Origin of the sequence: Azospirillum humicireducens, assembly GCF_001639105.2 — a bacterium.
Taxonomy (GTDB): Bacteria; Pseudomonadota; Alphaproteobacteria; order Azospirillales; family Azospirillaceae; genus Azospirillum; species Azospirillum humicireducens.
Map to the genome: position 1 here is coordinate 281,290 of NZ_CP028905.1, position 17,443 is coordinate 298,732.

The following is a 17,443-nucleotide window of genomic DNA, read 5'->3' on the forward strand; positions in this document are numbered from 1 at the left end:
TGTGCCTCTTCTGGCTTGGGGCATCCGATTCGGGATCACCGCGACGCACGGCATTCTGGAGACGGCCCCGCGAACCGCCGATACGGACGGCTGCCCGCCATCGCCGCCATCCACAGGGTCAGACCTTTTGTCGCAGATGTTAACGATATCATACCCTGGCGCTTTGGCACGAAGAATCCGTCACAGATACCACCGGAGCGCGGGCGGCCTCAAGCCCGGCGGCTGGATCCGTCCCCGCGTCGTTTTCCGATGCGCCAGAGCCCGCGTGCCCCCGACAAAATGGCGCCCTGCGGCCCCGTTCCCCCTTGACGCATGCGGTGTTATCGATAACACTAAACGGTACGTTCAAGGTGCGCCCTATTGTCAAGTGCACAGCACGGTGATTGGGGCAGCAGAAGAATACAATTGGGGGGAAGTGCCATGGGCCGACTTGTGTCGTTCCTCTGGACCTGGATCGACGCCATCATGGCAATATTGATGGCGGCGATGATCGTCCTTGTGTTTACCAACGTGGTCATGCGCTACGGCTTTTCGTCGGGACTTCGGGTTTCCGTCGAACTGTCCCGCCTTGGCTTCGTCTGGGTGGTGATGCTGGGCGCCGTCGTCGCCCTGCGGCGGGGCGAACACTTAGCGGTTTCCGAATTTTCCGAAGCCTTCTTTCCGCGCGCCGTCCCCATCCTGCGCCGCTTTTCGTGGCTGGTCATTCTCGTGTCGGTTTCGATGCTGTTCTGGGGCGCCGTGGGGCAGACCATCGCGAACTGGCACAACATTTCGCCACTCACCGGGCTTCCGACCGGGGTGATGTATCTGGCCGGCGCCGTGTCCGGCCTCCTCATGGCGTTCGTGGCGATCATGCGGCTTTTCGGTCCGCCTGAAACCGTCAAGCCTGCGCCGGAGAGCAAATAATGGTCATGCTTCTGTTTCTCTCGGTTCTCCTCATCAGCATCCTGATGGGGTTGCCGGTCGCTTTCGCGCTGCTTCTCTCCTCCATGGCGCTGATGCTGCATCTGGACCTGTTCAGCGCCGACGTGCTGACCCAGTCGCTGATGAACGGCGTCGACAGCTTCCCGCTTCTCGCCGTGCCCTTCTTCCTCGTCGCCGGCGAGGTGATGGCGCATGGCGGCCTGTCGCGGCGCATCGTCCAACTGGCGGCCACCCTGGTCGGCCATCGCAAGGGCGGGCTGGGCTATGTGGCGGTCATCACCTCGGTTCTGCTGGCCGGCCTGTCCGGTTCGGCCGTGGCCGACGCGGCGGCGCTGGTGTCGATCCTCTACCCGATGATGCGGAAGTCCGGCTATCCGGAAGGCCCGTCCATCGGCCTGCTGGCGTCGGGCGGCATCATCGCGCCGGTCATTCCGCCGTCGCTGCCGCTGATCATCATCGGCGTGGCCGGCAACATCTCCATCGCCAAGCTGTTCCTCGGCGGCATCGCACCCGGCCTGATGATGGGCGCGGTCCTGATGGTCGTCTGGTGGATGATCATGCGCAAGGAAACGGTGGAAACCACGCCGCGCGCCACGGGTGCCGAGCGTCTTGCCGCCCTGCGTGAAGGCGTGTGGGCGCTGCTTCTGCCGATCATCATCATCGGCGGCATCCGCTTCGGCCTGTTCACGCCGACCGAGGCGGCGGTGGTCGCGGCCGTCTATGCCATCACCGTGTCCACGCTCGTCTACCGCGAGTTGACCCTGAAGGGCTTCTACGACATCCTGATCGTTGCCGGCCGCTCCACCGCCATGGTGATGTTCCTGGTCGGCGCCGCGATGGTCGCCGCCTGGCTGATCACCGTCGCGCAATTGCCGCAGCAGCTGGCGGAACTTCTCGGTCCGCTGGTCGATCATCCACGCGTGCTGATGGGCGTGATCATGCTGATCGTTCTGATGGTCGGCATGGTGATGGATCTCAGCCCGACGATCCTGATCCTGGTGCCGCTGTTCATGCCGATCGTGAAGATGGCGGGCATCGACCCGGTGTATTTCGGGGTGATGTTCGTCATCAACACCTCGATCGGCCTCATCACGCCGCCGGTCGGAACCGTCCTCAACGTGGTCTGCGGCGTCGGCCACGCGCAGATGAGCACCGCGGTGAGAGGAGCGCTGCCCTTCATCGTCGCCTACACCCTTCTGCTGGTCGTCTTCGTCCTGTTCCCGTCTCTCATCATCGTCCCGATGAAGTTCTTCGCCGGCTGATCGGGGCCGGCTGATCGGGGCCGGTCACTCAAGGCCAAGTCAATCAAGGGAGGAATACCAATGAACACGCTCAAGACCCTGGGACTGGCGGCCGTCCTGGCCCTTGTCTCCGTCTCGGCCTCCGCGCAGGTCAAGCTGAAGCTCGGCCACGCGGCGCCGGATACGGACCTGCAGCAGACGATGTCGCTCTACTTCAAGGAGCAGGTCGAATCCCGCTCCAAGGGCGCGATCACCGTCACCGTGTTCCCGCAGGGGCAGCTCGGCAACGATGCCCAGATGATCGACGGAACCCGGTCCGGCATCACCGACATCACCATCTCCGGCCTCAACAACTTCACCGGCCTGGTTCCCGAAGCCGGCGTGTTCGAGCTGCCCTTCATCTTCCCGACGCGCCAGGTCGCCTACAAGGTTCTCGACGGTGAGATCGGTTCGGGTGTGGCCGCACAGTTCGGCAAGCATGGCCTCAAGGTCCTGGGCTTCCCCGAGAACGGCTACCGCAACATCACCAACAGCCGCGGCCCGATCCGCGTTCCCGCCGACCTCAAGGGTCTGCAGATGCGCGTCAACAACTCGCGCGCCCTCAACGACATGTTCGCCCTGCTTGGCGCCAACCCCCAGCAGATCCCGGTTGCCGAGCTCTACACCGCGCTGGAGACCGGCGTCGTGAACGCCCAGGACCATCCGGTCGGCATCGTCGTCTCCTTCAGGTTCAACGAGGTGCAGAAGTACCTGTCGCTGACCCAGCACGCCTATTCGCCGCTGGCGATGGTCATGAACGACAAGAAGTTCCAGTCGTTGAGCGAGGCCGACCGCAAGATCGTCGTCGAAGCCGCGCGCGACGCCGTCGCCAAGCAGCGCGAGATGAACATCGCCAAGGAAGAGGGCATGATCGCGGCGCTGGAGAAGGAGGGCATGAAGGTCAACCGCGACGTCGATTCGGCCGCCTTCCAGGCCGCCGTCCGCAAGGTCTGGGATGGCTTCACCAAGGCCAATGGCGACAAGCTGGTCAACGCCATCGTCGAAATGTCGAAGTAAAGAGCTGGGCTTACCATGGCGCCGTGCGTTTGCTATGAAACGCACGGCGCCATGGCTTTTCGACTGACGATCGGGCCAGGCTTCACATCGAGTCCGATTTTACGCGATCCGGTTCAACGCCTATCGCGCTCTCCTCCGCCATCCCCCGTGCCTGCCGCAGGTCGGCGACGAAGTCCTGATAGGCCTGCTCCGCCCCCGCCCCGGCCGGCAGGCGCAGCAGATAGGACGGGTGGACGGTGACGAACCCCTCCCAATCGCCGAATCCCATCGGCCCGCGTTCCCGCAAAACCGGGACGCTGCGCCCGGTCAGCGCGAGGGCGGCGGTGGCGCCCAGCGTCACCACCAGACGCGGGCGGACAAAGGCCAGCTCCTTCAGCAGCCACCAGCGGTAATGCTTCACCTCGCCGGCGGTCGGCGACTGGTGCAGCCGGCGCGTGCCGCGGACGACGAACTTGAAATGCTTCACCGCGTTGGTCAGGTAGGCGGCGCCGCGCCCGATCCCGGCCTCTTCCAGCGCGCGGGTCAGCAGCTGTCCGGCCGGGCCGACGAAGGGGCGGCCCTCCACATCCTCCAGGTCGCCGGGCTGCTCGCCGACGATGGCGATGGCGGCTCCCACCGGCCCCTCGCCCAGCACCGCCTGCGTCGCCCCCGGCACCAGGGGGTCTGCTGTCCGGATGATGCGGTTCAGCTCGGCCAGCGTCGCCGGCTCCTGCCGGGCCATGGCGGCGACGGCCTTGTCGGGGGAGCGGCGGCGGGGGGCGGCGGCTTCCGCCTCGATCATCGCCCGGACCCGCGCCGGGGCGGAGCGGATCATCGCCGGAATGGCGGCGGCTTCCGGCAAATTGGCCCAGTATTTCCGCGGCATCTCCGCCCGCATCGCGGTGGGGTTCACCCGCGCCGGGTTGAAGGTGCTCTCATAGTAGCGCTGCCAGCCCTCGGCGAAGCGGTCGTCGCGGTCGAGCCCCTCCGGCCTCAAAGCCGCCGGCCCGACCGTCAGCGAGCGCCGGTCCCACAGCAGCGATCCGACCGGCGTCAGGATCGTCCAGACCAGGCTTTCGAAGCGCTCGACGAAGAAGGGGGCGGTCGCCTCGACGATGAAATGGTCGGGCTCGAACCAAGCGAGATAGCGCTCCGCCCCATCCGGATCCCGCACCTCATGGAAGCGCAGGAAAGCGTGCATCTTGTGCAGGTCGCGCCGCACCGCCTTGTCCAGCAGCGCCAGCCGGTGGACCAGCGGATCGGCATGGTGGCCGAGCATGTCGCGCTCTCCCCGCAGCACCCGCCAGACCAGCCGGTGCAGCAGGGCGTAGCGTTCCGGGTCGCGGTGGCAGACCACGCTTTCGATCAGCGCTCCCACGGGGCGCGGCAGCGGAACCGGCGGTGCGTCCGCCGGCAGCGGAGCCTCATCGCCGAACAGGGACGGCGCCGCCCCGCCGCTCCACACCACCTTCTCCGGCTCGACATCGAGCGCGACCAGCCCGCGCAGCGCGCGGCGGAAGCCGTCCAGATCGGCGCCGTCCTTCAGCTCCACGCTGTACATGGTCAGAACAGGCTGAGCTGCCTGGGCGGCGCCACCAGCCTCTGCCGCAGGTCGGCGCGGTCGGTCAGCCCGCCCGGATGGTGGTCGGCGGCGATCAGGAAGGCGCGCGCCCGTTTCAGCCCCGACGACAGCCGGGCCACATCCTCCAGCCGCAAGCTGGTGTGGCGCCGCGCCTCGACGATCCTGTCGACCGCCCGCGCCCCCAGCCCCGGCACGCGCAGCAGCATCTCGCGGTCGGCGCTGTTCACGTCCACCGGAAAACGCTCGCGGTTCTTCAGCGCCCAGGCCAGCTTGGGATCGATGCCGAGATCCAGCATCCCGCCCTCGCCCCCGGCGGCGATCTCCTCCACGGTGAAGCCGTAATGGCGCAGCAGCCAGTCGGCCTGGTACAGCCGGTTCTCGCGCTGGAGCGGCGGCGGCTTGGCCGGCAGGGCTGAGCTGGCCTCCGGGATCGGGCTGAAGGCGGAATAGTAGACCCGGCGCAGCCCGTAGCGGCGATAGAGCGTGTCGCTGGTCTCCAGCACCGACAGGTCGGTGGAGGCGTCGGCGCCGACGATCATCTGGGTGCTCTGCCCGGCGGGGGAGAAGCGGCGCTTCTCCTCCTTCGCCTCCAGGATGCGTTCGCCGACCTGCCCCATCACCGCCTTGATCGCGCCGCCGTTCTTTTCCGGCGCGAACTGCTTCAGGCTGCGGTCGGAGGCCAGTTCCAGGTTGATCGACAGCCGGTCGGCCCACAGCCCGGCCTGCTCGATCAGCCAGGGGCTGGCCTCCGGGATGGTCTTCAGATGGATGTAGCCGGCGAAGCCATGGTCGCGCCGCAGCGTGCGCGCCACCAGCATCAGCTGCTCCATCGTGTAATCGGGCGAGCGGATGATGCCGGAGGACAGGAACAGCCCTTCGATGCAGTTGCGCTTGTAGAAGCCCAAGGTCAGCCGCACCACCTCATCGACGCTGAACCGCGCGCGGCGCACGTTGGAGGAGCGGCGGTTGATGCAGTAGGCGCAGTCGAACAGGCAGTGGTTGGTCAGCAGGATCTTGAGCAGCGAGACGCAGCGCCCGTCCGGCGTATAGGCGTGGCAGATGCCGGCCCCGGTGGTGGAGCCGATGCCGTCCGGCCCGCCCGTCCGCCGCTTCGCCCCCGAGGACGCGCAGGAGGCGTCGTATTTCGCCGCGTCGGCGAGAATCCCGAGCTTGTCGAGCAGCGCGTCATCCACCGTGGGGGCTTTCCTCTCCCGTTCCGATGTTCCTAATATGTTCTCTTGAAAGCAAAAGGCAAGCCGAATGGCGGGTGCAAAATCGCGCCTTCCGCGGCTGCCCCTAACTCTCCAAGAGCGCCGCGCGCAGTTTCCGCAGCACGCCGCCCCAATCGCCCGGCGCATCCTGCCGGAACAGACGGACCGACGGATACCAGACCGTGTCGCCGCCCCCCTGCATCCAGCGCCAGTCGGCGGCATGGGGAAGCAGCGCCCAGGCCGGACGTCCCAGCCCGCCGGCGAGATGGACGGTCGAGTTGTCCACCGACACCACCAGATCCATGGCGGTGATCAGCGCCGCCAGCCCGTCGATGTCGCTCCAGGCATCCAGTCCCGGATCGGCGATGCCGGCGGCGGCGGCCTCCGCCGCGACATCGCCATATTGCAGGCTGACCAGTTTGACATCCGCACCGTCCAGCGCGCCGGCCAGCCGGCCGGGCGGGATGGAGCGCAGATGCCCGACCGAGGCGTTCTTGCTGCTCCAGGAAAGCCCGACCAGCCGGTGTCCATTCCCATGGCCACCCCCGATCCGCCGCCGCAGCTCGGCCACCCGTCCGGGATCGGCCTTCAGGAAGGGAGGCTGGCGGCCGGTGAAATCCCCGATCCGCCGGCGCATCAGGCGCGGCAGGCTGCCGGCCGGGATTTGCGCGACCACCTCCGGCGCGGTCAGCCGGCTGCTCAACGGTTCCGTGCGCGCGACCACGGTGACGTCCGGCAGGCCGCGGGCGAACAGCGGGGCCAGCCGCGCGTCGCAGTCCAGCACCACCCGCAAGCCATCCCGGACCAGCTGCGGGATCAGGCTGGCGAACATCACCTCGTCACCCAGCCCCTGTTCGCCCCACACCAGCAGGGCGCCGCCCCGCCCGCCGCCGCCCCGCCCGCCGTCGGCCAAGGGCCTCCCGTCCCAAAGCGGCTGGGGAAAGCCGACCCGCGGGAAGCGGCCGGAGGATACCGTCCAACCCTGCTCATACTCGTCCCACCCCTCCGCCAGCCGGCCGAGCGTCAGCAGGGCGATGGAGCGGTTGAAGCGGGCCTGGGCATTGTTGACGGGATCGATGCCGGCCGCCTGTTCGTAGGCGCCCGCCGCCTCCGCGGCACGCCCCTGCGCCATCAGGACGGAGCCCAGCGTGTTCCAGCCGGCGGCAAAGCCGGGAGCCGCGGCGACCGCGGCCCGCGCGTCCTCCTCCGCCCGTTCCAGCCTGTCCAGCCTCAGCCAGCTGTCGGCGCGGTTGTTCAGCAGCACGGGATTCCCCGGCAGCAGGACCAGCCCGCGGCCATAGCCGGTCACCGACCGGGCAAGGGCCTCCTCCCGCCGTCTCCCCGCCTTCAGCCGGTTGGCAAGCTCATTCCACAGGACGGGGTCGTCGGGGGCGAGCGCCAGGTCGATCCGCGCGGCCGCCACCGCCCGTCCGAGCCCCGGTTCCGTGGCCGCCAGCCGCAGCAGCGCTCCGGGATGGGCCGGCTCCAGCACCAGCACCGTGCGGAATCCGGCCCGCGCCCGCGCGTCCTGCCCCAGCTCCTGGAGCAGCCCGGCCAGTTGGAAGCGCGTCTCCGCCTCCTCCGGCCGCAGGGCGGCGGCGTGGGCGTAATGGCGGGCGGCCCGGTCGGGCCGGTTCAGCGCGGCCTCGATCCGCGCCAGATTGACATGGAAATCGGCGATGTCGGGAGCTATGGCGATGGCCTGCCCGATCCGGCCTGCCGCTTCCTCCGGCCGTCCGGTCAGCGCCGCCAGGATGCCCCACAGGTGAAGCGCATGGGGATGGCCGGGGGATGCCGCGAGGATACGGCGATACAGGGTGTCGGCTTTGCCGAAGCGGCCTGCCTCCTGATGATCCAACGCCGCGGTCAGCGCTTCCTGCAATGTCGCCATGGCTTCTCTTATAGGGGGGAGGAAATCGCCGGTCCAGGCCCCGCCCCAAGCCCGGCCTCTTCGGTGCGCAAATTGTGTGGGCGCCGTCTTGACAGGAAAGCGGGACGGGGCCACGTGCTGATCACCTGGATCCGGGCCCCTCTGGCGACTTAGACGTGGTCGCGATGTCGGATCTCTTCACCTGCTCTTGCGCCGACGGGCGTGACCGCACTTGGAGGGACTGATGTCCTCACCCCTTGGACCATTGCTGAGAGACCGCCCCCGGCTTCCGGTCCTTTCCGTTCCTGATGCTTCCCCGATGCGCGCCGCCCCTCAGGCGCGCCGTCCGCGCCTGGCGCCGCTTCGGGCAGTCGGCGCCGGGAGCGGGACCTCTTCCACAACCTCTTCATGAAGACGAGCATCGCCATGGACCACACCGAACGCCAGATCATCGACGACTTGTTCGCCAAGCTGCATCAGGCCGAGGCGCAATCCGGCCCGCGCGATCCCGAGGCCGAGGCGCTGATCCGCGAGCGGATCGCCCGCCAGCCGGCCGCCCCCTACCTGATGGCGCAGGCCATCGTGATGATGGAGCAGGCGCTCGCCGCCTCCCAGGGCCGCAACGAGGAGCTGGAGCGGCAGCTGCGGGAACGTCCCGCCGCTGCCGCCGCCCCGGCCCAATCCGGCGGAGGCGGTCTGTTCGGCAGCCTGTTCGGCGGCAGCAGCCGTCCCGCCCCGCAGCCCTCCTATCCGGCTGCTGCCCCGGCTGCCGCCGCGATGCCGGCCGGCTCGCCCTGGGGCCGTCCGCCGGCTTCTCCCGCCGCCCCCGCCTATGGCGATCCGCGCGTCGCCGGCTATGCCCAGCAGCCGCGGGCCGGCGGCGGCTTCATGGCCGGCGCCATGCAGACGGCGGCCGGTGTCGCCGGCGGCATGCTGATCGGCAGCGCGCTGTCCGGCATGTTCTCCGGCGGCGAGGCGGTGGCGGCTGAGGCCGCGACCGCCGCCACCGACGCGGCGACTGCCGCCACCGACCAAGCCACCCAGGCGGTCGAGGACAGCGGCTGGGGCGATTTCGGCGGCGAAGAGGAACTCTAATACCAGCGGTCATTGATGATGACCGCNGCCCTCCTCCCGCGGCCAGGCTTTCTTCAGGCGTCCGGTCTCTTCAGGCCTTCACGATGCGGTCGGCGAAGCCCTCGATGCCCTCCACGGCCCGCATCGCGTTGCGGGTGTCGACCACCAGCGGGCAATGGATGGCGAGGCTCCGATAGTCGATGCCGTCATGGTCGGTGACGATCACCGCCGCGTCGAACCCCGCCAGCGTCTCCGGCCCCCAGGCGATCGAGGTCCGGCCGGCGAGCGCCGCATGCTCGCGGGTGACCGGCAGCACCGGGATGAAGGGGTCGTGGTACTCGACCGCCGCCCCGCGCTCCAGCAGCATCTCCATCAGCCGCAGCCCCGGCGATTCCCGGCTGTCGTCGACGTTCTTCTTGTAGGCCATGCCGACCAGCAGGAGGCGCGCCCGGCTGAGCCCGATGCCGGCGCGGCGGTCGAGCGCCAGGGCGAGGCGGTCGACCACATGGCGCGGCATCATCGTGTTGACCTCTCCCGCCAGCTCGATGAAGCGGGTGGAGATCTGGTGCTCGCGCGCCTTCCAGGTCAGGTAGAAGGGGTCGATCGGGATGCAGTGGCCGCCCAGGCCGGGGCCGGGATAGAAGGGCATGAAGCCGAAGGGCTTGGTCTTCGCCGCCTCGATCACCTCCCAGATGTCGATGCCCATCGGCTCGAAGACGATCTTCAGCTCGTTCACCAGGGCGATGTTGACCGAGCGGAAGATGTTCTCGGTCAGCTTGGTCGCCTCCGCCGCCCGCGTGCCGGAGACGGGGACCACCTGCGGCACCACCTGTTCGTAGAGCGCCACCGCCAGCCGCCGTGCCCCCTCGTCGTCGCCGCCGACCACCTTGGGGATGGTGCTGGTGGTGAAGGCGATGTTGCCGGGGTCCTCGCGCTCGGGCGAATAGGCCAGGAAGAAGTCGCGCCCGCTCACCAGCCCGGTTTCCTCCAGAATCGGCCGCATCACCTCGTCGGTGGTGCCGGGCCAGGTGGTCGATTCCAGCACCACCAGCTGGCCGCGGCGCAGCCGGTCGCGGATCAGCCGGGTGGAGGCCTCGACGAAGCTCAGATCCGGCTCGCGCTGCGGCGACAGCGGGGTGGGGACGCAGACGATCACCGCGTCGCAGGCGGCGAACTGGTCCGCGTCGGTCGTCGCCCGGAACCGCCCGGTCGCCACCGCTTCCGCCACGCGCCCGTCGCCGATCTGCCGGATGTAGGAGCGCCCGCCGTTCAGCGCCGCCGCCTTGGCCGGGTCGATGTCGAAACCGGTGACCGCGAAGCCGGCCCCGGTCAGCGCCAGGGCCAGCGGCAGCCCGACATAGCCGAGCCCGATCACCGCCACCCGCGCGTTGCGGCCGCGATAGGCGCTTTCCAGGGACTGGATGTCGGGTGCCTGTGCAGTGTCCGCTGTGGTCATCGTGCCGTTCCGTTCGAAAGGACTGGGCCGCCCGGACGGGCATCCCGCCTGCGGCAGCCGAATGTGTGACGGCCGGCACGGCTTTGCGCAACCCGTTCCGTGTGGGTGCCGGGGATCGGAAACTCTGGCGCCGGGACCGCGAAGGGTGCCAGTTTCCAGGGAAACTCCGGACCCCGCCCGCCATGACTCCGCACTCTCCGCCTCTCCTGCCCCAGCAGATCGCGCCGGTGGACGCCCGCCAGGCGGCGCTGACCGCCCGCCATCTGGGCGGCGATCCGGAGGAGCTCTACGATTACTTCATGGCTCTCCGCGAGGAGAGCGACCGGGCGCTCGCCGGCCTGCCGCCGGCCGGCGGCAAGCCCTACCCTTATGGCCGCTGCGAGGAGATCACCCGCGACCTCTTCGCCCGTCTGTCGCAGCGTCTGGCCCAGCCGGCCGGTCCGGTGGAACGCGCGCTGCGCGCCTTCATCGAGGAGGGCGGCGTGCTGCAGAGCGTCTGGGGCGTCCTGCGCGCGCAGTATTTCCAGAACGCGCTCCAGATCGGGGCGCTCTATGTCGACGTGTCGAACGACACGGTGGTGGTCACCAAGCCGAAGGTGGAGATCCTGCCCATCGAGGCGTCCGGCCTGGTGCCGGTGTGCGACCTCGACCATTTCCGGCAGACGGCGGAGCGCTATTGGGGGGCGACGCTCTACGCCAACCACCTGGCGCCGACCCTGGCGCCTCTGCTGCCGATCCTGTCGGTCAGCCCCGGCCGGCTGGCGCCCGGCCTGCAATCGGCCTGCGACTACATGATCGCCCTGATGTGCCGCGACCGCTTCCAGGATGCCGAACGCTGGCTGGAGGCCGGCCCCGCCCCGCCCGCCGACCTCGCCGCCGCCTGCCTCGCCGCCATCCCCGCCGACCTGCGCCCGCTGACCGGCCAGCCCCGGCTGGAGGCGGTGGCCGTCTGCCGCCGCGCGCGGGAAGCCGGCTGCTGGGCCGATCCCGACTGGCGCACCGCCCGCGTGCTCGATTATCTGCGGCTCATGCGCGGGGTGGGAGGTTAAGCCGCCTTGCCCGGATGCGGCAGCGGCTTGATGGCGTCCACCGCATCGCCGTCCTCCTTCCGGCCATCCGTCGCGATGGACCGGTGGGGACGAAACCATGAGGCCGCTCGCGCGTTCCCTGCAGGTCAGCAGCCGGACGGAGAGGCAAAAGGAGGGGATGGGCGGATCAGCTTGAAAGAACCCGCCCCGGCCCCCATCTGAAGACATGGCCGACACCGCATTCGCGGTGCGCTTCCCTGACCCCTCCGGTTCATCGAGGGGGAGCTTTCCTCGGGGAACGCCGGTCTTTTGGGGGCATGCCCGTTCCGGGGCCGGTCCCGCTTATCGGAGCCTTGCCGGGCGGTGTCCGCCGCAATGGCTCCCGTTTCAAGACGCCACACTCACGAAGAGCCGGCCGGCCCCGAGTCCATCGGTCCGCCCATCCGGCCTGGAGGATTTTCATGACGACCCCGATCCTGTCGACCGCTTTCCATTCCACCGGCCACTTCGCTTCCCAGCCCGCGCTTGTGCCGGCCCATCTGGCCGCCACCCGCCGTTCCACCCACTCCTCTGCCGGCCACTTTGCCGCAGCAGACGGCAAAAAGTCGGATTTCCGCTCCAATCCGGAGCCGTCCGGCTTGACCCGGGGCGAACTGCGGCAGATTGTGCTCGACATCCTGGGCTGAGACTCTCGGCCCGGGCTCGTTCCTTTGTACCCCTCCACAGCCGCAGGAGATCACCATAGCCAAGCTCTACGACGCGGACCCCGTCCGCGAAGGCCCGCGCCTCAACCGTGAAATCACCGCCCGTATGGTCCGCCTTGTCGGCGCCGACGGCGAGATGGTCGGCGTGGTGCCGCTCCGCCAAGCGCTGGAAGCCGCCGCGGATGCCGACCTCGACCTCGTCGAAGTGGCGCCCCAGGCGGATCCGCCCGTCTGCAAGATCCTCGATTACGGCAAGTTCCGCTTCGAGGAGCAGAAGAAGGCCAACGAGGCGCGGAAGAAGCAGAAGATCATCGAGCTGAAGGAAATCAAACTTCGGCCGAACATCGACGATCACGATTACGACGTGAAGATGCGCTCCGCCATCCGCTTCATCGAGGAAGGCGACAAGGTCANCGGGCGCGAGATGGCGCACCAGGATCTCGGTCTGAACGTGCTCGTCCGCGTGCGCGACCAGCTCCAGGACATCGCCAAGGTCGAGCAGATGCCCCGGGTCGAAGGCCGCATGATGGTCATGGTGCTGGCCCCGCGCTGAGCGCGGGTCCGGTCCTTGCCAAAGGGACCATGCGGGGCGGTCCGCCGCCCCGCCCTTTCTTTCCCTTCGCCTCTTTCCCCGTCGCCGGACCCTTTTCGGCCGGTCCCGGTCCCGGCGATTGAAAATCCCCTTCGGATCTCCCGCAGGCTATTTTCAGAATATTCCGCATGATGCGGCGGAATAATACCTGACTATTCGCATTGGGTTATTGACCCTGCCAGCATCGACCGCGGATCATCGGTGGCCTTGTCCCCTCTTCCCCCCGTGTTCCGGAAAGTCGTTGGTATGAAGGTTGAACACGCCACGTCCGCCAGGGAGCCCATCTCCGGTGAACGGCGGTTCCAGCTGCTGGTCGACAGCGTGGGCGACTACGCGATCTACCTGCTCGATCCGAACGGGATCGTCAGCAGCTGGAATTCCGGGGCCGCGCGCTTCAAGGGCTATGCCGTCGATGAGATCATCGGCCGGCATTTCTCCAATTTCTATACGAACGAGGACCGCGCCGCCGGAGTGCCGCAGCGCGCGCTCGCCACCGCCCTGGCCGAGGGCCGGTTCGAGGCGGAGGGTTGGCGCGTGCGCAAGGACGGTGCCCGCTTCTGGGCCAGCGTGGTGATCCGGCCCATCCGCGACGAGACCGGCACGCTGCTGGGCTTCGCCAAGGTCACTCGCGACCTCACCGAACGCCGCAAGACCCAGCAGGCGCTGGACGAGGCGCGCGAGGCCCTGGCCCAGGCGCAGAAGATGGAGGCGGTCGGCCAGCTGACCGGAGCCGAAGCGGTGGACCTTCTAGTGACCGATGTCGGGCTGCCCGGCCTGAACGGCCGCCAGCTGGCGGAGATGGCGCAGGCGCACGCCCCGGATTTGAAGGTGCTGTTCCTGACCGGCTATGCCTTCCAGGCCTTGGATGACCGGCCCGGCGACGGTGCCGACGGGCTGGGCCGCAACAGGCGGGTGCTGGTCAAGCCGGTGGCGGTCGCCGCCTTCCGTGCCATGGTAGGCTCCATGCTGTCCGGCCGGTGACGCCCGCCGCAGGACAGCCCCGCCCTCTCCGCCCGCCCGCTTCACCCCATGGGGAAACCACAAAGCCGACAGCGCCCGTGCCGCAGCGGGGCTGCGCCAACCGCCGGACCTGAGACGATGCCCCTGCTCGCCCGTGCTTCGACGCTGCTGCTCTCCCTGACCGCCTTTGCGGTCCTGCTGGCCGCTGTCCTTCTGGTTTCGGCCCTGCTGGTTTCGCAGCCCGCCTGGGCCAAGGGCAGCCGCAAGGCGGGCTGGGCGCCGGTGGCGGCGGAGATCCTGATGGAGGCGGGCAGCGGCAAGATCCTGCGGGCGCGCAATGCCGACACCCTGACCTACCCGGCGTCGCTGACCAAGATGATGACGCTGATGCTGACCTTCGAGGCGCTGGACCGCGGCACGCTGCGGCCGGACCAGCGGCTGGTGGTGTCGCAGCATGCCGCCGCGATGCCGCCGTCGCGGTTGTGGCTGGCGCCCGGCGGCACCATCACGGTGGAGCAGGCGATCCTGGCCCTGGTCACCCGCTCGGCCAACGACGCCGCGGTGGTGCTGGCGGAGGCGCTGGGCGGCAGCGAAGCGGCCTTCGCCAACAAGATGACGGCGCGTGCCCGCGCGCTCGGCATGCGCCGCACGGTGTTCCGCAATGCGTCGGGCCTGCCCGACCGGCTGCAGCGCACGACGGCGCGCGACATGGCGATCCTGTCCCGCGCGCTGATCCGCCGCCATGCCGGCCATTATGCCTATTTCCAGCGCCGCAGCTTCGATTGGCAGGGCACGACGGTCCATGGCCACAACCGCCTGATGGCGCGCTATCCCGGCATGGACGGCATCAAGACCGGCTACATCGCCGCGTCCGGATTCAACCTCGCCGCCTCGGCCGTGCGGGACGGCCGCCGCCTGATCGCCGTGGTGATGGGCGGCCACAGCGCCGCCACCCGCGACACCCAAGTCGCCGACCTGCTGGACATCGGCTTCAAGCGCCCGACCAGCCCGGCCAGGCCGGCGCCCGCCACCCCGGATCTGGTGATCACCAGGAAAAGCTCGTCGGCCGCCGAACGCAACACGGCGGTGAGCATCGCCGCGCCCTCCGCCAAACCGGCTTCCGCCATGTCTCCTGCCGGCTCCTGGTCCATCCAGGTCGGCGCCTTCGCCAGCCGTGCCGCCGCGGCGCGCAGCGCCGGCGACACCGCCAGGCGTTTGGGCGCGCTCGCCGCCGGCGCCAGCCCCGAGATCGTCCGGTCCGGCGGCCTCTACAAGGCCCGGCTGGCCGGCTTCCCCGCCACGAACGCCGACGCCGCCTGCGCCGCCCTGAAGGCAGCCGGCCATGGCTGCTTCGCGGTGCAGGGGCGCTGATCGGATCCTCCCTCCCCTACGGCGCCGCCCCTACAGCGCCGCGGTGATGTGTCCGATCAGCGCCGGGGGCGGGATGGGCTTGGACAGGATGCGGATGCCGGGCTCGGCGGCCAATTCCTGCAGTTCCGCCTTTTCGGCATAGCCGGTGACGATCAGGACCGGCAGGTCGCGGCGGTGATGGCGGGCAAGGCGGGCCAGGTCGGCCCCCGTCATGCCGGGCATGGCGAAGTCGGTGACCAGGATGCCGATCCCGTCATCCGCCTCCAGCAGGGCCAGGGCTTCCTCGCCGGTGGCCGCCTCGGTCACCGTCATGCCTGCCTCGGCCAGCACCGCGGCGTTCGCCATGCGGACCAGGGCGTCGTCCTCCACCAGCAGGATGCGGGCGCCGCCGGCGGGCAGGAGCGGAGGGGCGGCGGCATCGGCGGGCGTTCCGGCCCCTGGATGGGCCGGAGAATGAACCGGCGCATGGGGCAGGTACAGGGTGACGGCGGTGCCCAGACCGGGATGGCTTTCCAGCCGCATGCCGCCGCCTGACTGGGCGGTCAGGCCATGCACCATGCTCAGCCCCAGCCCGCTGCCCTGCCCCACCGGCTTGGTGGTGAAGAAGGGCTCGCAGGCCCGTGCCAGCACGTCCGGCGGCATGCCGGTCCCGCTGTCGCGCACGGTCACGGCGACATAGCCGCCGGGCGCCAGAGCGGGGGAAATCCCCTCGTTTTTGCCGTCCGCTTCCCTGCCCTTCACCGACAGGCTGGTGACGGCGATGGTCAGGGTGCCGCCGTTCGGCATGGCGTCGCGGGNATCGACCAGGGCCGGCGGAACGGCGGGCGGAACGGCGGCGTCCCGGTCGATGCGGATGCGGATGGCGCCGCCCAGCGTGCGTTCCAGCAGCGTCGCCATCCCCGCCACCTGGGCGCCGAGGTCGACCGCCGTCGGGGCCAGCCGCTGGCGGCGGGCGAAGGCCAGCAGATGCTGGGTCAGGGTGGCGCCGCGATCGACCGCCTGGCCTGCGACCTGCAGCGCCTGGCGGGTGTCCGTCCTCCGGACCTCGCCGCCGGCCTCCAGCAGATGCAGGGCGGAGCGGACCGCCTGCAGCAGGTTGTTGAAGTCGTGGGCAACCCCGCCGGTCAACTGGCCCAGCGCCTCCATCTTCTGCAACTGGCGGACATGCTCCTCCGCCTCGTCGCGGGCCTGCACCGCCTGCCGGCGTTCGCTGAGCGCGCGGTTGGCGGTCTCGTAGGCGAGGAACTGGCGCGCCATCGCCCACAGCATCAGGGCGAGCGCCATTGCGCTGACCAGCCCGGCGGCGGCGATGACCATCGCCTGGCTCTGCCAGCGGGCCAGGATCTCCGTGCGTGTCCGGCTGACCCCGACCACCAGGGGATAATTGCGCAGCACCTGGAAGGACAGGATGCGGTCCTTGCCGTCGAGCGAGCGTGAGGACGCGTGGGTGCCGGACTCCTGGCGGGCGATCCGTTCGGCGACCTCGGGGTTGGTGGCGATGGTCCCGACCTTGTCCGGCACCGCCGGGAAGCGCGCCAGCAGCATGCCGTCGCGCCACCACAGGCTGAAGCCGCTGCCCGGCGTGACATGCAGGTTGCGGTAGAACTCCTCGAAATAGGACAGCCGGATGGCGCCGACCACCAGACCCGCCAGGCCGCCGTCCGGGCCGTTGACGCGGCGGGCGATGTAGAGCGTCCATTCCCCGGTGGCCAGGCTCTTCGCCGGCCGGCTGACATAGACCCGGCCGGGATCCTCCTCCTTGAGCGCGCGGAAATAGTCGCGCTGCGACAGGTCGAGCGCCGGGGCCGGGAACTGGCGGGTGAAGTTGATCAGGCCGCCGTCGGCGGCGATCAGGCTCAGCGCCTCCATCTGCGGCAGGCCGGACGCCTTGGCCTTCAGGATCTCGTAGACCTGCCGGTCCGCCCGCAGCCGCTTGAAGGCCTCGGGGCTGCGCCGGCTTTCCGCGGGAATCTGCTCGGCGACCCCGTCGACGGTCAGGACGATCCCGTCGAGGGTGCGCGCCGCCTGTTCGGCCAGCGAGGCGTTGAGCGTGCGCAGGCCCAGCGTGGCCTCCGCCACCGTCTCGTCATGCAGCCGGTCCAGGATCACCGCGGTGCCGCCGAACAGCGCCGTCAGCACCATGCCGCCGAGCGCCACGATCCGCTGGAGCGGACGGTTGGTCCTCAGAAGCCGCAGCATGACGCCCGTGTCCGGTTCGCCGTCACCGCCGCTTCCGCACCCCTGCCCCGTCCTGTTTCCGCAACCGTCGCCATGGCGCTCCGTTCCCCCTGTGCCGGCCCTGTGGCACCCACCCGCCGGAGATACGGAAGGTTTCGACACTGTATAAGACCGACTATAAACACCCCTATCAGGACGCGGAAAAAGGGCTGTTCTC

Annotated in this window: 14 protein-coding genes and 2 pseudogenes; 10 read left to right on the forward strand and 6 right to left on the reverse strand. The window is 69.4% G+C overall.

The window, feature by feature from the left end; all coding sequences use genetic code 11:
• The first annotated feature begins 420 nt into the window (after positions 1-420).
• Genes A6A40_RS24195 through A6A40_RS24205 form a run of 3 tightly spaced genes read left to right on the forward strand, consistent with a single transcriptional unit; the run spans position 421 to position 3,221 of the window.
• Positions 421-906, forward strand: coding sequence for a TRAP transporter small permease (locus A6A40_RS24195; RefSeq protein ID WP_108548428.1), 486 nt, complete (start codon positions 421-423; stop codon positions 904-906).
• Positions 906-2,186, forward strand: coding sequence for a TRAP transporter large permease subunit (locus A6A40_RS24200; RefSeq protein WP_108548429.1), 1,281 nt, complete (start codon positions 906-908; stop codon positions 2,184-2,186). Before A6A40_RS24195 ends, A6A40_RS24200 begins: the two co-directional genes overlap by 1 nt.
• A gap of 60 nt (positions 2,187-2,246) precedes the next feature.
• Entirely contained in the window at positions 2,247-3,221 is a 975-nt protein-coding gene (locus tag A6A40_RS24205; RefSeq protein WP_108548430.1) for a DctP family TRAP transporter solute-binding subunit, read from the forward strand.
• 82 nt (positions 3,222-3,303) lie between these two features.
• Here A6A40_RS24205 and A6A40_RS24210 read toward each other — a convergent pair whose 3' ends face one another.
• From A6A40_RS24210 to A6A40_RS32235, 3 genes are all read right to left on the reverse strand, one after another.
• Positions 3,304-4,761 (reverse strand): UdgX family uracil-DNA binding protein, encoded by a 1,458-nt coding sequence (locus A6A40_RS24210; RefSeq protein ID WP_108548431.1) that lies wholly within the window; start codon positions 4,759-4,761, stop codon positions 3,304-3,306.
• A 2-nt stretch (positions 4,762-4,763) separates the two neighbouring features.
• On the reverse strand, positions 4,764-5,975 hold the full coding sequence (locus A6A40_RS24215) for a putative DNA modification/repair radical SAM protein (RefSeq protein ID WP_108548432.1): 1,212 nt from the start codon (positions 5,973-5,975) through the stop codon (positions 4,764-4,766).
• A 103-nt stretch (positions 5,976-6,078) separates the two neighbouring features.
• Positions 6,079-7,884 (reverse strand): tetratricopeptide repeat protein, encoded by a 1,806-nt coding sequence (locus tag A6A40_RS32235; protein WP_108548433.1) that lies wholly within the window; start codon positions 7,882-7,884, stop codon positions 6,079-6,081.
• Between the two features lie 387 nt (positions 7,885-8,271).
• Here A6A40_RS32235 and A6A40_RS24225 point away from each other — a divergent pair, with 387 nt between their 5' ends.
• Entirely contained in the window at positions 8,272-8,958 is a 687-nt protein-coding gene (locus tag A6A40_RS24225) for a DUF2076 domain-containing protein (RefSeq protein ID WP_236784005.1), read from the forward strand.
• A gap of 70 nt (positions 8,959-9,028) precedes the next feature.
• On the opposite strand, the gene A6A40_RS24230 is transcribed toward A6A40_RS24225, so the two are convergent.
• Positions 9,029-10,393 (reverse strand): nucleotide sugar dehydrogenase, encoded by a 1,365-nt coding sequence (locus A6A40_RS24230; RefSeq protein WP_108548434.1) that lies wholly within the window; start codon positions 10,391-10,393, stop codon positions 9,029-9,031.
• Between the two features lie 182 nt (positions 10,394-10,575).
• Between A6A40_RS24230 and A6A40_RS24235 the strand changes: the two genes are divergently transcribed.
• The 6 genes and pseudogenes from A6A40_RS24235 (at position 10,576) to A6A40_RS24255 (ending at position 15,048) form a co-directional block, all read left to right on the forward strand.
• Positions 10,576-11,442 carry a hypothetical protein gene (locus tag A6A40_RS24235; protein WP_108548435.1) on the forward strand — a complete coding sequence of 289 codons (867 nt, stop codon included), beginning with the start codon at positions 10,576-10,578 and terminating at the stop codon, positions 11,440-11,442.
• Between the two features lie 440 nt (positions 11,443-11,882).
• The gene (locus A6A40_RS24240; RefSeq protein ID WP_108548436.1) at positions 11,883-12,107 is read left to right on the forward strand and encodes a hypothetical protein; all 225 of its coding nucleotides are present in this window, start codon (positions 11,883-11,885) and stop codon (positions 12,105-12,107) included.
• A 55-nt stretch (positions 12,108-12,162) separates the two neighbouring features.
• The coding region (gene infC / locus A6A40_RS24245) for a translation initiation factor IF-3 (RefSeq protein ID WP_257792305.1) at positions 12,163-12,538 on the forward strand (376 nt) is incomplete at its 3' end.
• 1 nt (position 12,539) lies between these two features.
• Positions 12,540-12,678, forward strand: a pseudogene (locus A6A40_RS31715) (translation initiation factor IF-3); the annotation flags it as partial.
• A gap of 285 nt (positions 12,679-12,963) precedes the next feature.
• Positions 12,964-13,698 (forward strand): PAS domain S-box protein, encoded by a 735-nt coding sequence (locus tag A6A40_RS24250; RefSeq protein WP_108548437.1) that lies wholly within the window; start codon positions 12,964-12,966, stop codon positions 13,696-13,698.
• A gap of 117 nt (positions 13,699-13,815) precedes the next feature.
• Positions 13,816-15,048 carry a D-alanyl-D-alanine carboxypeptidase family protein gene (locus A6A40_RS24255; protein ID WP_108548438.1) on the forward strand — a complete coding sequence of 411 codons (1,233 nt, stop codon included), beginning with the start codon at positions 13,816-13,818 and terminating at the stop codon, positions 15,046-15,048.
• A 30-nt stretch (positions 15,049-15,078) separates the two neighbouring features.
• Here A6A40_RS24255 and A6A40_RS31720 read toward each other — a convergent pair whose 3' ends face one another.
• Both A6A40_RS31720 and A6A40_RS31725 read right to left on the reverse strand, forming a co-directional pair.
• Positions 15,079-15,834, reverse strand: coding sequence for a response regulator (locus tag A6A40_RS31720; RefSeq protein WP_236784012.1), 756 nt, complete (start codon positions 15,832-15,834; stop codon positions 15,079-15,081).
• Positions 15,835-15,846: 12 nt separating this feature from the next.
• Positions 15,847-17,247 (reverse strand): annotated as a pseudogene (locus A6A40_RS31725) (cache domain-containing protein); the annotation flags it as partial.
• Positions 17,248-17,443 lie beyond the last annotated feature (196 nt).